At 60.0% G+C, this 14,324-nt stretch carries 12 protein-coding genes; 5 read left to right on the forward strand and 7 right to left on the reverse strand.

Annotated features, from left to right (window positions below):
* The first annotated feature begins 5 nt into the window (after window positions 1-5).
* Entirely contained in the window at window positions 6-1,055 is a 1,050-nt protein-coding gene (locus tag CEY11_RS10440) for an ABC transporter ATP-binding protein (protein WP_158215273.1), read from the forward strand.
* A 34-nt stretch (window positions 1,056-1,089) separates the two neighbouring features.
* Window positions 1,090-2,436, forward strand: a complete 1,347-nt coding sequence (locus tag CEY11_RS10445) for an MmgE/PrpD family protein (protein ID WP_088603345.1) — start codon at window positions 1,090-1,092, stop codon at window positions 2,434-2,436.
* A gap of 78 nt (window positions 2,437-2,514) precedes the next feature.
* Here CEY11_RS10445 and CEY11_RS10450 read toward each other — a convergent pair whose 3' ends face one another.
* The 6 genes from CEY11_RS10450 to CEY11_RS10475 form a co-directional block, all read right to left on the reverse strand.
* Window positions 2,515-3,549 (reverse strand): tripartite tricarboxylate transporter substrate binding protein, encoded by a 1,035-nt coding sequence (locus tag CEY11_RS10450; protein WP_088603346.1) that lies wholly within the window; start codon window positions 3,547-3,549, stop codon window positions 2,515-2,517.
* Window positions 3,550-3,921: 372 nt separating this feature from the next.
* Window positions 3,922-5,310, reverse strand: a complete 1,389-nt coding sequence (locus CEY11_RS10455; RefSeq protein ID WP_088603347.1) for a CoA transferase — start codon at window positions 5,308-5,310, stop codon at window positions 3,922-3,924.
* Between the two features lie 126 nt (window positions 5,311-5,436).
* Window positions 5,437-6,768 (reverse strand): MmgE/PrpD family protein, encoded by a 1,332-nt coding sequence (locus CEY11_RS10460; protein ID WP_088603348.1) that lies wholly within the window; start codon window positions 6,766-6,768, stop codon window positions 5,437-5,439.
* A 114-nt stretch (window positions 6,769-6,882) separates the two neighbouring features.
* Entirely contained in the window at window positions 6,883-7,803 is a 921-nt protein-coding gene (locus CEY11_RS10465) for an SMP-30/gluconolactonase/LRE family protein (protein ID WP_088603349.1), read from the reverse strand.
* A gap of 2 nt (window positions 7,804-7,805) precedes the next feature.
* On the reverse strand, window positions 7,806-9,209 hold the full coding sequence (locus CEY11_RS10470; protein ID WP_143322791.1) for an MmgE/PrpD family protein: 1,404 nt from the start codon (window positions 9,207-9,209) through the stop codon (window positions 7,806-7,808).
* Between the two features lie 463 nt (window positions 9,210-9,672).
* On the reverse strand, window positions 9,673-10,500 hold the full coding sequence (locus CEY11_RS10475) for an IclR family transcriptional regulator (protein ID WP_158215274.1): 828 nt from the start codon (window positions 10,498-10,500) through the stop codon (window positions 9,673-9,675).
* 215 nt (window positions 10,501-10,715) lie between these two features.
* Here CEY11_RS10475 and CEY11_RS10480 point away from each other — a divergent pair, with 215 nt between their 5' ends.
* The 3 genes from CEY11_RS10480 to CEY11_RS10490 all read left to right on the forward strand — a co-directional run bounded on the left by CEY11_RS10480 (window position 10,716) and on the right by CEY11_RS10490 (window position 13,245).
* On the forward strand, window positions 10,716-11,390 hold the full coding sequence (locus CEY11_RS10480; protein WP_088603352.1) for a 3-oxoacid CoA-transferase subunit A: 675 nt from the start codon (window positions 10,716-10,718) through the stop codon (window positions 11,388-11,390).
* The gene (locus CEY11_RS10485) at window positions 11,387-12,037 is read left to right on the forward strand and encodes a 3-oxoacid CoA-transferase subunit B (protein ID WP_088603353.1); all 651 of its coding nucleotides are present in this window, start codon (window positions 11,387-11,389) and stop codon (window positions 12,035-12,037) included. Before CEY11_RS10480 ends, CEY11_RS10485 begins: the two co-directional genes overlap by 4 nt.
* Window positions 12,038-12,249: 212 nt before the next feature.
* Window positions 12,250-13,245 (forward strand): Bug family tripartite tricarboxylate transporter substrate binding protein, encoded by a 996-nt coding sequence (locus CEY11_RS10490; RefSeq protein ID WP_088603354.1) that lies wholly within the window; start codon window positions 12,250-12,252, stop codon window positions 13,243-13,245.
* Between the two features lie 157 nt (window positions 13,246-13,402).
* Here the strand turns inward: CEY11_RS10490 and CEY11_RS10495 are convergent, their stop codons facing one another.
* On the reverse strand, window positions 13,403-14,272 hold the full coding sequence (locus tag CEY11_RS10495; protein WP_088603355.1) for an IclR family transcriptional regulator: 870 nt from the start codon (window positions 14,270-14,272) through the stop codon (window positions 13,403-13,405).
* Window positions 14,273-14,324: the final 52 nt, after the last annotated feature.

Consider the following 14,324-nt stretch of genomic DNA (forward strand, 5'->3'; position numbering starts at 1 on the left):
CTCAAGTGCGCCTGGACAATATAACGAAGAGTTTCGGGGCCACGCAAATTGTCCGGGGAGTAGATATAGCCATCGACCGCGGAGAAATCATCGCGCTGCTGGGCCCGAGCGGCTGCGGAAAGACCACGCTCTTGCGCTGCATCGCCGGCCTGGAACAGCCGACCGGCGGGGAAATAAGCATCGGCCCGAAAAAGGTATTTTCGTCGAGCGAATTCATCAATGAGCCGCCTGAACAGAGGAAAATCGGCCTGGTATTCCAGTCCTATGCGCTCTGGCCGCACATGACAGTTGCGCAAAACGTCGCGTATGGGCTGCATCTGAAAAAAATCCGGAAATCCGAAGCCGAAGCGAAAGTTCAGAAAATATTATCCACGGTAGGCTTGTCCGGCCTGTCGGATCGATTTCCCTCCACCCTCAGCGGGGGCCAGCAACAACGCGTCGCAGTCGCACGAAGCCTGGTGGTTGAAAATGACGTCATACTGTTCGACGAGCCCCTCAGCAATCTCGACCTCAAGCTGCGGGAAGAGATGCGCTTCGAATTGCGGCAATTGATCAACAGGCTCGGCCTCACCGCCATTTTCGTGACGCACGACCAAAGCGAAGCCATGGTGCTGGCCGACAGAATTTGCCTGATGCACGGCGGCAAGCTTTTACAGACCGGCACACCGCGATCGGTCTACGATGAGCCCGAGACCCGCTTCGCAATGAACTTTCTCGGCGCGGCGAATTTTATCGATTGCAGCTTCGTCGATGACCGGACGATCCGCATTCCTTCGGGCACCATCCTGCAAATTCGGGGCCGCAAGAACCAGGCACCGCTGGTCGGCATACGCCCGGAAAAGATCCGCATCGAGCCCGAAGGCAGCGAATCCCCCAACGCCCTGAAGGGCCGCATCACCGACTCCGTATTTCTGGGAGGAACCACGCTATACAGAGTCGAGGCGGAAGGGCTCGACTTGCAAGTGGCAAGCCCCGATCCCGACCATGTCAAGGGAAGCGGCATCGCCGTCGTGCTACCGCCCCAGTTTCTATTGAGCCTCCAAGAGGGGGCATGAGCATGCGCACAGCCAGCAACACGCGGAGAACATCATGAGCGGTACGCTTATTGCGAGATTGGCCGGCCTGGCCGAGGATTTACGGTTCGACAATCTCTCCTCTTCTACTGTAGGCGCTGCGAAACGGGCGGTACTGGACGGGCTGGGCTGCGCCATCGCAGGCACCGGCTGCCCGCCGGCACGGCTTGCAATGGGCATTCCCGTAGGAGGGGCCGGGCAAGCCACCGTAATCGGCGAAGCGCAGCCATCGACCCTGGAGCGAGCCATTCTTTTGAACGGCATCATGCTCAGATACCTGGACATGATGGACGTCTACTGGGCCAAGGACGTATGTCACCCCGCGGAAAATATAACGGTTGCGTTGGCAGCTGTGGAATCCGCCAAAGGCAGCGGCCGGGCTCTCATCGAAGCAGTAGTAGCCGGCTACGAAGCCCAGATGCGCCTGACGCACCTCTTGTCTCTGCAAGGCATGGGCATGCACCACGTCTCTGCGGCGGGCATCGTCGCCCCAATCGTCATAGGCAGCGCCTGGAGGCTGCGCACCGATGTCGTCGAGCAGGCGGTGGCGCTGTCCGGATGCAAGCAATTCACGCTGCACGCCCTCTCGAAAGGCGGCATCAGCATGGCCAAAGCAATAGGCTACCCGTGGTCAGCCATGCAAAGTGTCCTGGGCGTGCGCCTGGCGGAACAGGGGTTCTCAGGCCCCGTCCATTTTCTGGACTGGCTGACGACCGAAGGCCCGGCCAAGGCCAGCTTCGACGCAGAGGCCTTGCAGCCGAACGCGACACCGCTTATCGAGCGGGTAAGCTTCAAGCAGTTCCCCGTCCAGTTCGAATTGCAAACACCCAATGAAGTGGCGTTGCGCTTGCACGAACAGATACAAGGCCGCCGAATATCCGCCGTCCGGATCGCAGTGCCGCCGATTACGGCCAAGCGCACCGCCGACGCGAACAAGTTCCATCCCAAGAACCGGGAAACTGCCGACCACAGCCTGCCCGTGACAGTTGCGATGACTTTGCTGGACGGCAAGCTCACGGCCGCCCAATTCGAGCACGACCGCTGGGCGCAGGACGACGTCGCCACACTGGCGGGCCGAACCACTGTCAGCGCCGAGGAAGAGCTCGCGCTCAAGTATCCCCAAGGCCGTCCCGCACGCGTCACGGTCGTATTCGAGGACGGGCAGAGCTTGCAGGAATTCCAGGACGTCCCGTACGGTGACGTGGCACGACCGCTGGATGACATTGCCTTGGAAAAAAAGTTTCTGGCCAACGCCGCAAGCGTCGTAGGCGAGCCGCGTGCCCGTGAAATCGCAGACCGGGTCGGCGCACTGGAGAACCTCGCCGATATCACCGAGCTTACCAGGCTGCTGGCCGCCGGCTAAGGGCGAACCTTGCGCTTCGGGTAGGGCGCGGCTGCCGGCCGGCCCAGTGAAGCCTGAAAACGCGTTATTGCAACTTAACTATTGCAACTTAACGTGGGCGCTTTCGATGAGATTGCGTGTATTGGCAATGTCCTGGTGCAGAAATTCGGCAAACTGCTGCTGCGAGCTGGCGACAATCTCGGCGCCCTGGCCCTTTAGCAATTTTTCGTATTTCGGGGTATGGAGCACCTGCACGACAGCTGCGCTCAACTTATCGACGACTGCTTTCGGAGTAGCGGCCGGAGCCATCAAACCGATCCACGACACCTCTTGGTAGCCCTTCAACCCCAATTCATCCAGCGTCGGATATTCGGGCGCAATCGTCGAGCGCTTCAAGCTCGTCACGGCCAGTGCACGCAACTTGCCGGATTTGATATTGCCCATGGCGCTTGGCATAGTGGCGAAGTACATTGTCACTCGGCCGGAGATCAGGTCGGTCATGGACGCCGTCCCTCCCTTGTATGGCACATGCAATATGTCTGTGCCCGTCATGTGCTTGAACAACTCCCCCGCCATATGTGTACTGCTTCCCACCCCGGCGGAGGCAAAGGTCAGCTTGCCCGGCTCTTTCTTCGCCAGGGCGATCAGCTCGCGCACCGAATGGGCAGGAACCTTCGGGTTGACCACCAGAATGTTCGGGATCTGCACCAACACGGAAATAGGTGCGAAATCCTTCTCGATATCGAACGGCAGCCGTTTGAACAAAGACGGGTTAATCGCATTGGAGCGGCTGGCGGCAAATAATGTGTAGCCATCCGGCGGCGATTTGGCAACCAGCTCCGCTGCGATATTCGTGGAACCGCCAGGCTTGTTCTCTACAATGACGCTTTGCTGCAAGACTTCCGACATCCCCTCTGCCACAATGCGCGCCGTCGTATCGACGCCGCCACCCGGGGTGAAGGGCACCAGGATCTTGATGGCTCGATTGGGAAAATCCTGGGCAGGCGAATCCGCCCAGCTCGCAGCCGACATCAGCGATAGCGCCGCGGCTATTGCCACCGCGCCCAAGCGGCGCCTGCGCATCGCAATTCGACGCTGTGCATTGTTCTGGTGAAGCAACTCAGTTTGTTTCATTTTCAGTCTCGCCGAATTAGTAGCGCAGCTTCTCGCCCACCGCCGCCACAAACACCGAACGGCGGGCATCGCGCTGCTGGAAAACGCGCCAGGCGGCGCCTATACGCAGAGCCAAATCCAAGATTCAAGATTCAAGATTCAAGATTCAAGATTCAAGATTCAAGATTCAAGATTCAAGATTCAAGAAAGTTTACGTATCAAGAGTCGGTACGCACAGAGTCCTGGCCGTCCCATTAGTTCATGTTATGGAATTCTCTACACCTGGCTTTAAGCCATCTACGCACGGCCCTCCCCCACGACCATGCCACCCGGGGATTGGCGCTATGCAATCGAACGGCTGCTATTGCAGCTTTCCATGCGAGCCGCGATCGATCACAAAGCCCGCTCAGGCCATACAGGCGAATGCGTGCCCAATGGGACGGCCGGACGCGCCCAACGGCCGGGCGTCTCGGACAACTGGGCCACCGGAGCCAAATGCGTCAGCCGCCCGACCGGCGAATCCGAATCCATTAGATAAGTCTCGAGCTCTTCCATCGGCAGGCTCCCGGGCAGTCCCGCTACTGCGGCCGGATCCAGCAGGCCGTGCTGGCGCAGCCAATGTCCGGTGCCCGCCAACGACACACGCACCAGCCAACTGCCGCCTTCGCGCGCGCGCCGCTCCAGCGCCGTCATCGCGCCATAAGCCATCACATAGCCCGCGATGTAATCCTGTGCGGATACCGGCAGAAAGGCTGGCCGCTGATCGGGGCCGCGCCAAGCCAGGCCATTGGCCGACTGCACCACGGTGTCGTAGCCACGCCGCTGGCGCCACGGGCCGGAGTAACCCCAGGCATTAAGCGTCACGTAGACAATACCAGGCCTTAGTTCAGCCAGATCCCGCGGAGAAAAACCACGCGCGTCCAATGAGCCCGGACGGTACGATTGCGAAAAAATATCAGCGTCACGCACCAGTGCCCGCAGTTGCTCGACGCCATCGGGCTCGCGCAAATCTATATAGGTAGAGAGCTTGCCCAAACCGGTATCAAGGTCGAACAGGCCAGAGTCAGGCAAGCCCTTACGCGAGACGCGCATGACGTCGGCACCATGTTCGGCCAATGTGCGCGCGCACGTCGGCCCCGCCAACACGCGCGTCAAATCCAGCGCGCGAAGCCCCGACAAGGGCCTATCTCCCGGTGGCAGCGGTTCAGCGGGAGCATCGCCGATGCGTTCGATCGTGAACAATGGTTCAAGCGCGACGGCGGCGGCCTGTGGTGTAGCAGTCCATTCGTCCTCGCTGCGTACGAAGGCCGCGCAGCCGTCCGCGGCGGCTATAGCTTCTTCCAGTTCAATTCCATCCCATTGCCGGGTCGCGGCCGCGATGGCGTCCGGATCCGCGGCAACGCGCAACACCCCAAGGCTGCGCTCGCGCAGATTGGAGAAATTGCAATGCAGGTAGATCCAGCGGCCATCGCGCACCGGATAAAAACCCGTGACCTTGTCGGTCGGACGCGGCGGCGTGCTGCCGTCAATCTGCAGATAATGGTTGCTGCGCAACGCAGCGGCAGCAGCGCGAGCCCGTACCGAGATCGACTGCCGGCGACCTGTGCGCAGCGCCCACAGCCGATCGGCGGCAATCGCCGCGGCCGCAATCGACGCCGCCCCAAGCTCTGCAATACGATACCGTGTACCGAACACGGGATCGGCGCCCTCGATGACGGTGCGGGCCGCATCGTTCGCGGGCAAGCCCGCCCATTGCAGCAATTCCAGCAATGCCCGACTCATGTTCGTCTCCTGGCCGGAGCATTGTCCGCATCGTCTTCGGCGCAGCAGGCGCCGGCGGCCAGCTCCGTTCTTGCGGGAAAAGGGTCGCGCGCAATACATAACGCGGCTGAAAATTTTGCCATGATGTCAGTCGTTGTCCAGTTGTAGTAAGTGAGTCAACTCGCCGATGTGCCGTATGCGATCCAGCCCCATGACGACATCCAACACCTCATCGGTTGCGCGCCCTAAACTGGGTTCTGCCAGACGGCGGAATTTCTCGACGACCTTGTTCGTCGTAGGCCGCAACATGTCCATTTGCGGCGCCTCGATCTCGTATGTTTTCCCGCCGCAGACGACGCTCACCACCACTCGCTCCTTGTCCCCGGATGGCGGCAGCAATTCGACCTTGGCCGCCAGCGCCAGCACTTCGGGATCGGTGGTCTTGTGATAGAACGCATGCTCCGCGACGGGCTTGCCAAGCAGCGCGGCCGCCGTGCAAAAACTCGCGCTGGTATGTGCCTGTAGCGGATTGGCATAGGGCGCCACATTCTGGAAGCCGGGATTCTCGAAAGTATCCTTGGGCGCGAGAACGGACACGCGCGTAATCTGCGCCGCATCCAGCTTGTGGCGTTTGACCAGGTCACCGGCCAGGTACATGAGTGTCTGCACGAAAATGCAGACTGGATATTCTTTGTAGATGGTGTCGCTGATAAGAAAGCGTTCACCCAGACCCTGCGTCGCCGCTGCGACATGGTCGACATTGCCGCCAAAGGCCCGGAAAAAACCTGATTTGCCTTCGAAGACGGACGGCGACGCCGTGCCGCCCAAGTACGCCAGGCGCGCGGCGCTGACACCGCTGCGCGCGGCCCAGCCCACGTTGAATTTGACCTCCATCGTACCGGCATGAAAACCCTCGCCGAACCCCGAAGCGAACATTGCTGCATAGCCCAGCGCACTCATCAATGCGGCTTCGCCCAGCTTGAACGCCTTACCCGCAGCGGCAGCGGCGCCAATTGCGCCCGCGACGCCCGTCGCCCGAAACCTCGGCAACATGCCCGGCGCCCCCATATACGCGCGCCCGACCAGTTCATACCCCGCCACGACGCTCACGAGGAAATCCGCTCCGGATGCATCCTGCTCTTCGGCCACAGCCATCGCAGCAGGTACAACCACGGCGGCAGGATGGGATTTTTCCAGGAAATCATCCAGCGAACTGCCATTGATGAGCGTGGCATTGACCAGTGCGGCGTCGATGGCGGGAACACGCGAGCGGCTGCCGATCACGGTTGAACTGCCCGTGTTCCCGCGCACAAACGCAGTGGCAAGCTTGGGCGCGGGTACCGGCAAGCCGCGGGATGTCAATGCGGTAGCGATGGCGTCAAGGACGCGGGTTTTGGCCAGCTCGACGATATCCGGCCGCAAACCGTCTATTGTCGTGCCATGAATGAAGGCCGCGAGTTGATTGCTAACCGTAGACATGAATCAATGCACTCCTGCTATCGCACCAGCCACCCAAGACACACCACTGCAATTGAGGGGCTGGCCCAGACTAAAGAAAACCACAGGCACCAGGCGGATTGCGTAGCCGCATAGTCAGCCCTGCTGAAGGGAAAAAGCCGGCAGGCGCAAGCCGCGGCGATGGGTCTCGGCTTTGTACAGATGGCCGTCATACGTCGTCAGGTAGAACGTGCTCATATCGGGCCCGCCAAAACAGCAGTTGGTCGGCATGTCCACCGGCGACGGGTGCGTTTCGAGCACACGGCCCGCAGGCGTCATGATTTGAATCAAGGGGCCGGGCCCGGCTTTTGACCAACCCGTGCATGCAACGATGTTGCCATCCTCATCGAGACACATGCCGTCTATGCCCCGATGCACATTGCGAGCATCTTCTCCCCACGTAAACAACACCGTATGCACTCCCAGACTGCCATCCGCGAGTATGGGATACGCGCGCAATTCTCTTGCAATGCCGAAGGCAAAGCCGCTTTCCGCCACGTACAGCGTTTTCTCGTCGGCGGACAACAGGATGCCATTGGGCTTGGTCACATCGCTGACCACACGCATGGTGTCATAGCTTCCATCGGGCCGCGGCGTCGCGCACAATACAGAGCAATGATCCAGCTCCTGGCGCGCGCCGGCAGGCAGGTTTGCCGGATTCCAGGGGTCGGTAAACCATATTCTTCCCTGCGAGTCGATGGCGAGATCGTTCGGGGTATTGAGGCGCAGGCCCTCCAGGCGCTCGCTGATCACCACATCGGCCCCATCCGGATCGAAGCGCACGATCGCGCGCCTGCCGGAACTGCAGCCATACAGGCACCCTTGATGATCGACGGCCATTCCATTCGTGTTGCCCGTATTCTCACGCCAGAGCTTGATGTCACCCGTCCCGGGCTGATAAACGTAGATACGGCTACCGCGGATGTTGGTGAATAGCAGTTCATGCCCGGTCCACACCGGGCCTTCGGTCACAAGCGGCCCCGTAGGATGCATCAAAAGCTCAAAATTCCATTCCATCGTTACGCTCCCGCGTTGTCGGGACGTGCAGGGTGAAACGGCGCCAGAAAACCCTGAACGTCCCCAGGCGGCTCGCCACGCTCCAACTGATCGAAGACGGCGGCAGCCGCCTCAGCCTGCACGCCACCGTAGGTGACACAGTCAATGAACTTGTCTTTCAGCTCGGCCCAAGTCAGTGGATTCTTGGGATGCCCAGGCGGCGCATGCACACGTACCTTTGCGTGCCTGCCGTTCATGGCCCATGCTTCCACTTCTACAAAGCCGCGCCCTCCGGGGGTCTGCCGGTCAAAATTCGGATCGTCTCCGCGGCAAGAGGGGTCTTCGTAAGCCTCGATTCGATCCAGCAGCCCGTGGATAGCCGTTCTTCGGACAGCGGCATCGGAAAACGTGTCCAAGCCGAAGCGGCCGTCGAGAATGCCCGCCGCCAGCACATACGGCAGACTGAATTTTGCTTCCAAACCCGTCGCGGGGCGCGGATAGATGGCCCCTTGCATCCCTCCCGGCGGCATGCGGCAAATCAGGCGTTTCAGTGTGGATGCATTCAGGTCGAGCCGCGTGCGTAGATCAAGCACGCCTTGCATGCCACGCTGATTGGCGTTGTAGCAAGCGAATTTTCTCAGGCTGGGGCCCGGGTGAGCGATGGCCCATTGCCGACCCCAGTCCGACAAATCTATGGCGCCTGGCGGCCCAGCCCCATAAGCCTCTATGAATCCGGCCGGGCCTTCCAGCGCGTCGGGCGCAGCAGTCAATCCACAGCGCGCCAACTGCACGGCATCCACCGCCGTCCGTGCCGCCAAACCACTATGCAAAGGCTTGCACATGGTGCCAAAGTTGCGGCACAAAGCCGCGCTCATCGAGGCGGCAATGCCCAAGGCTCGCTGCAGTTCGCCGCGATCACATCCGCATAGCCGGCCCATGGCAGCCACCGCTGCAAACACGCCCAGGGTGCCCGTGGCGTGAAACCCCTGGTTGTAATGCGCCAGCGTCATCAGCCGCCCCATCGTGGCGCCTGTTTCCAGACCCAGCACGTGAGCTTCCTGCAGCTCGCCCCACGTTACCGGCCGAGCCGCGGCACAGACTAGCCCCACCGCCAGGATCAGCACGCTGGGATGCGCGGGCATCACCGAAAAAACGTCATCGAAATCCAGAGCCGCACCGAAGGTACCCTGCACCAATGCCGCCATGGCTGGCGTCGTTTGCCAATCTGTCCCCAACACCTTTACGGATCCATGGGTTCCGGCCAGATACTTTTGCATGGGCGAAAACACTTCGCTGCGCGCACCGCCGACCATCACGCCGATACTGTCCGCAAGAATGCGGGAAGAACGATCCCGCACCTCCGGCGAAAAGGCCGAGGGTGTCGTGCAGACAATCAGTCGAGCGAGCTCCCGAGTCAGATCTATCATGAGCAACCATCAGATAACGACGCGCCGGCCAGCGAGTTTCCGGCCTCAGCCGGTTCCCCTTTTTCACGGCGTTTTCGCTTTGCAAAAAAGCGCCTTGCAATATCGTTCCCGGCCAAACCGCCCTACGGAAACCGCCCTGCTGATTCGATAAACCGCCCCTGCGAACCGGTAATAATCCCTGCGCCCGAACCCTTCAGCAAGGCCTGTACGCCGGCACAAGCGCCGGCTGATGGACAGCACGCCCCAAGCAAAGCCGCTGGGCAGGCCCATATGTAAATTCGGCTTTGAGGATTATGAAAGTTTACGTATCAAAACCGGATACACACAGGTTCCGGCGGCCCTACAAGTTCACGTTATGGGATTTTTTGCGTCGGGCCTTGAATAAGGCCCTGAATAATCTACGTACCGTTGCGCTCGGCTTGCGGGCCGCCCCGCCCGGAGCAGAGCAGTGTGGTTCCGAGCATCAATCGGGGCCGCCAAGATCCATGCTCAACAGCCTGGCTTGGCTCTGGACTGCGGGCAGCACCCGCCTGACCACGTCGTCGGAGTAGCGATACAGAGGAATGACCAGGGATATCACTCCCAGCAAACTGCCCTGCTGCCCAAACACTGGACAGGCGATGGCGGCACTTTCCGGATCACGCTCCTGCATCGTTATCCAGTACCCCTGCTTTCGTATCGCATCGTACGGCTCGCCGGGCAGCCGCTCGTCGAATGCCAGGATCACCCGCCCGGCCGCGCCGCGATCCAAAGGAAACAGCTCTCCTTCACGAACATGAGTGCGCACGGTGCGCTGCGGCTGTACGTGGTGAAGGCAGATGCGCCGATCGCCTTCGCGCACATAAAGGCCGGAGCACTCGTGGGTCTGGGCAGTCAGTTCCCGTAAACGCGGCAGTACGTAGTCGGACAGCTTGAACGATTGCCGATACATTTCTGCCAGCGGCACGACGCTCGGGCCCACCACATAGCGCCCATCCGCCAATCTCTTGACATAGCCCGCAAGCATGAGCGAATCCAATAGGCGCAGGATAGTGCTTTCGTACAAGCCCGTCGCGCTGGCCAGCAGCTTCAGCGTCATGCCTTCGGGCGCCGAATTGAACGCCCGCAGAACCGCCAATGCGCGATTCACCGCGGCGACGCCTTCCGGCCTTTCGGCCGCGCTCTGGGGAAGTTTCGTAGGCATGTTTTTTTCTATCGCCAGGCTATTGACTAAATAATAGAATTTTATTCTAATAAAAATAGAAATTAATTCTATTTTATAAAGACAGCGTATGAGCGCTTGCGGCAGCATGCGCACCACTTGGCCAAGCCCACATCGCGAAAGCCCATGAACACCCACTGCGCAAAGCCCCCGGATTCCCGGCGCAGTTGTATGCCAAGGTTGCGGTCGGGGCGCCGACGGATCTTCCGTCATGGCAGCGCGAGGTTAATTCGGGAATCCGTAAACGCCCACACCCTTCATCCGGGTCTTCGAAACAGCAAACACAAATGCCAGGAAGGCAAACAATGATTAACAAAATCGTGGACAGCCTCGATGACGCCGTCGCGGATATTCATGACGGTGCAACAATAATGGTGAGCGGATTCGGCGGGGCTGGACTTCCGTTCCAGTTAGTCGACGCGCTCGTATGCCGGGGCACGAAGGATCTGACCATCATCAGCAACAATGCCGGCAGCCTGGGATCTGGCCTGAGCAAGCTGGTCTCCGCCGGCCAAGTCCGAAAATTTATCTGTTCCTTTCCGCGCCAACCCGGTTCCAATGCCTTCGACGACCTGTACCGCCAAGGAAAACTGGAACTCGAACTGGTTCCGCAAGGCACTCTGGCCGAACGCATACGCGCGGGCGGCGCCGGCATAGGCGGGTTCTTCACCCCCACGGCGGCCGGAACCGAGCTTGCACAAGGCAAGGAAACCCGCGTCATCGCGGGGGTGGAGCACGTCCTGGAGCATCCCCTGCAAGCCGACTTCGCCTTGATAAAAGGGCACTCGGGTGATCGATGGGGCAATCTCACTTATCGCCGTTCGGGCCGCAATTTCGGGCCGGTAATGGCTACGGCCGCCCGCTGCACGATCGCGCAGGTCTCCCACGTCGTAGGCCTCGGAGAACTGGATCCCGAACACATCATCACGCCGGGCATATATGTTCAGCGCATTGTCCTGGCAACGGGGAACCATCCATGAGCAAAAGCTATACACCACGCAGCGTGCGTGAAGTCGCGCGCCGCGTGATCCGCGACATTCCTGACGGCGCCTGCGTAAACCTCGGCATCGGGCGGCCCATGGAAATCTCGAATCTATTGCCGCCGGACAAGGAAATCATCCTGCAAAGCGAGAACGGCGTGGTGGGCATGGGCCCCCTGGCCGAAGACGATGACGTCGATACGGAGCTGGTCAACGCAGGCAAGCAGTTCGTCACGCTGGTTCGGGGGGGGTCTATCGTGCACCATGCAGATTCCTTCGCCATGATCCGCGGAGGCCATATCGATATCTGCGTGCTCGGTGCGTTCCAGGTGTCCGTCCGCGGAGACCTCGCCAACTGGCGCACGCGGGATCGCGATGCGATTCCCGCGGTAGGCGGGGCCATGGATCTGGCACGAGGCGCCAAGCAGGTCTTCGTGATGATGGAACACACCACGCGCAAGGGCGAATCGAAGCTGGTCGAACAATGCAGCTACCCCTTGACCGGCGCTGGCGTCGTCGATCGAATCTATACCGATCTGGCGACCCTGGCCGTTACGCCGGACGGCCTTGTGGTCATCGACCGCGTCGCAGGCCTGACACACCAAGAGCTGGAAGAAATATCGAAAGTGCGCCTACTGCAATCCTGAAACACCGCGAGGCTGGAACCCAAGAGGGTTTCCCAAATCATGGACGTTTCGGGCCATGCGATATGCCGTGCAGCCTGCTGCTTTGGTGAACAATCATATTCACCTTCGGTCGAGGGAGTGCGGCGGCCCCGTTGCGAGCCGCGGCAAAGGCGGGCGGTTCTCCGCCACACCATCCACGACGACTGTGCCATCTTTCTTTCAAGGAGACAAAAGTGTTCATCAAGCAACGTTTCAACTCGAGGATGCTAGCGCTGCTGGCCACAGGCGCCCTGACTTGCTCTGGCCAAGCTTTTGCACAAGACACGCAGGCCTACCCCGACCACGCCATCCATATGCTGGTTCCCTATACCGCGGGAGGGGCTGCCGACGTACTCGCCCGCGCGCTTTCCGCAGAATTGGCCAAGCGCTGGAAGCAGCCCGTGATAGTAGACAATCGGCCCGGTGCAGATGGAGCCATCGCAGTCGACTATCTCGTGAAGAGCGACCCGGACGGCTACACCATGCTTTACGGGCCGAATGCCATTTACTCAATCTTTCCTCATATCCACAAGAAGGCGAAGACCAATGCCCGCAAGGATCTGATACCCGTTGCGATGGTCGGCCTGAGCCCTCTCGTGCTGGCCGTGCCGGCCGCCTCCCCGATTCACGACATACCGCAGCTTATCGCGTACGCCAAGGCGCACCCCGGCAAGCTCAACTTCGGCACACCGGGCTCATCGTCCCTGCACCGGATGGCCGGTGAACAGTTCGATATGAATGCCGGAGTGAAAATGGTGCAAGTTCCCTACAAAGGAACCTCGCAGGCGGCGGTTGATCTCGCCGGCGGCCAACTCGGCTTGTTGTATGCCGTGCCTCAAAGCGTGACGGCCCTGGTCAAGGCGGGCAAGGCACGTATTCTCGCAGTCACCACCGCCCACAGATTCCCATTGATGAAAGATATACCTTCCGTGGGCGAAACTCTAAAAGGCTGGCCCGAATATGCAACCTTCCAAGGTGTTTTTGTTGCCAAAGGAACGCCCCCGGCAGTCACCAAGAAAATTCAGGACACCGTGAAGGAAATAATGAAAGAGCAATCCTTCAAAGACAAACTCGCTATGCTGGATTTCTCGGCCGACTTCCTCGACAGCCAGAAATTCAAGGCAAAACTCGAGCAAGATTACGCGGCTGTAGGAAATATCGTTACCAAGGTCGGGATCACGGCACAGTGACCTCGAACAAAGCAACACGGTGGACTAATTAGTTAGTAGTTAGTCCACTTCGGCGCAGCTGCCATGAAGACTGTGTCGAGTGCATAGGTGCTTGGCCGGAAAGCCAGGGCCGGACGGCATGCCCGAGGCCGTGAAATCAAAGCGGGCAACCGGGCACTCAAGCATCGGCCTCCGGAGCAAATAAGTACTCGTTGCGCTTCAGCTCGCTTTCCACGGATTTGATCGCGTACTGAAGGAAGGTCACCACCTCGCTGACTCGCACGACGTCGAGGCGCGACTCGATAGTGGAAACGCTGATTGCCGCAATTGGCTCCCGAGCCGTGTTGCGAATACACATGCCCACGGAGCGCACCCCCGGCGCCTCGATCACGTCCGTTACGGTATATCCGAGAGCCTGGCTGCTGTATATGCGTTGTGTCAGCTCTTGCTCGGTGTAGTTCGGATAGCGCTCTTTGATACGCGGTCGATTCGCGTTCCTGATTCTGGTGCATTCATCGGGGCTCAAGGCTGCCAGTATGGCAATATTGCTGGCCCCTACGCCCAAGGGCCGGCGCCGGCCGGGCTCGAGGACAAAGACCTTGACTGGATGCGTCCCCTCTTTTCGGTCGACGCACACCCCGTCGAAGCCCGAGCGCACCGTCAGGAAAATCGTATCGCCGGTCTGTTCCGCCAATGCATTCATGTAGGGCTGGCAGATATCCCGAAGCTTGACGGGCGGTGCAACCGCGACGCCCATCTCGTATGCGCCCAGCCCGAGGAAGTAACGCTTGGTGCTCTGCTGCTGAGACACCAGGCGCTCGGCAATAAGCGCCTGCAGTATGCGATGCACGGTGGATCGCTCGATACCCGATGCGCAACTGATATCGACGAGACGCAGCCCGGTTCGATTGTTTGCCGTCAACAAGCGCAGAAGCTGCGCGACCCGGCGGATCAATTGAGTCCCGGGAGCGACCAGCGCATCAGGCTCACTGGGAGCCGTTTGCAAAATACGATCTGCTATAGGGTTGGAAGTCGGCACAGCGTGCATGATGGGCTCGTATTAAATTGGGGACAAACTCATACCGATTACCTGACTACGA

Origin of the sequence: Candidimonas nitroreducens (assembly GCF_002209565.1) — a bacterium.
In the GTDB taxonomy this organism is placed as follows: Bacteria; Pseudomonadota; Gammaproteobacteria; order Burkholderiales; family Burkholderiaceae_B; genus Candidimonas; species Candidimonas nitroreducens.

Excerpts from the sequence above, each read along its gene's own strand:
- CEY11_RS10455 (WP_088603347.1), bottom strand. The coding sequence starts at position 5,310 with ATGAGTCGGGCATTGCTGGAATTGCTGCAATGGGCGGGCTTGCCCGCG.
- CEY11_RS10470 (WP_143322791.1), bottom strand. The coding sequence starts at position 9,209 with ATGATAGATCTGACTCGGGAGCTCGCTCGACTGATTGTCTGCACGACA.
- CEY11_RS10445 (WP_088603345.1), top strand. The coding sequence starts at position 1,090 with ATGAGCGGTACGCTTATTGCGAGATTGGCCGGCCTGGCCGAGGATTTA.
- CEY11_RS10495 (WP_088603355.1), bottom strand. The coding sequence starts at position 14,272 with ATGCACGCTGTGCCGACTTCCAACCCTATAGCAGATCGTATTTTGCAA.
- CEY11_RS10485 (WP_088603353.1), top strand. The coding sequence starts at position 11,387 with ATGAGCAAAAGCTATACACCACGCAGCGTGCGTGAAGTCGCGCGCCGC.
- CEY11_RS10450 (WP_088603346.1), bottom strand. The coding sequence starts at position 3,549 with ATGAAACAAACTGAGTTGCTTCACCAGAACAATGCACAGCGTCGAATT.
- CEY11_RS10480 (WP_088603352.1), top strand. The coding sequence starts at position 10,716 with ATGATTAACAAAATCGTGGACAGCCTCGATGACGCCGTCGCGGATATT.
- CEY11_RS10465 (WP_088603349.1), bottom strand. The coding sequence starts at position 7,803 with ATGGAATGGAATTTTGAGCTTTTGATGCATCCTACGGGGCCGCTTGTG.
- CEY11_RS10475 (WP_158215274.1), bottom strand. The coding sequence starts at position 10,500 with ATGCTGCCGCAAGCGCTCATACGCTGTCTTTATAAAATAGAATTAATT.
- CEY11_RS10460 (WP_088603348.1), bottom strand. The coding sequence starts at position 6,768 with ATGTCTACGGTTAGCAATCAACTCGCGGCCTTCATTCATGGCACGACA.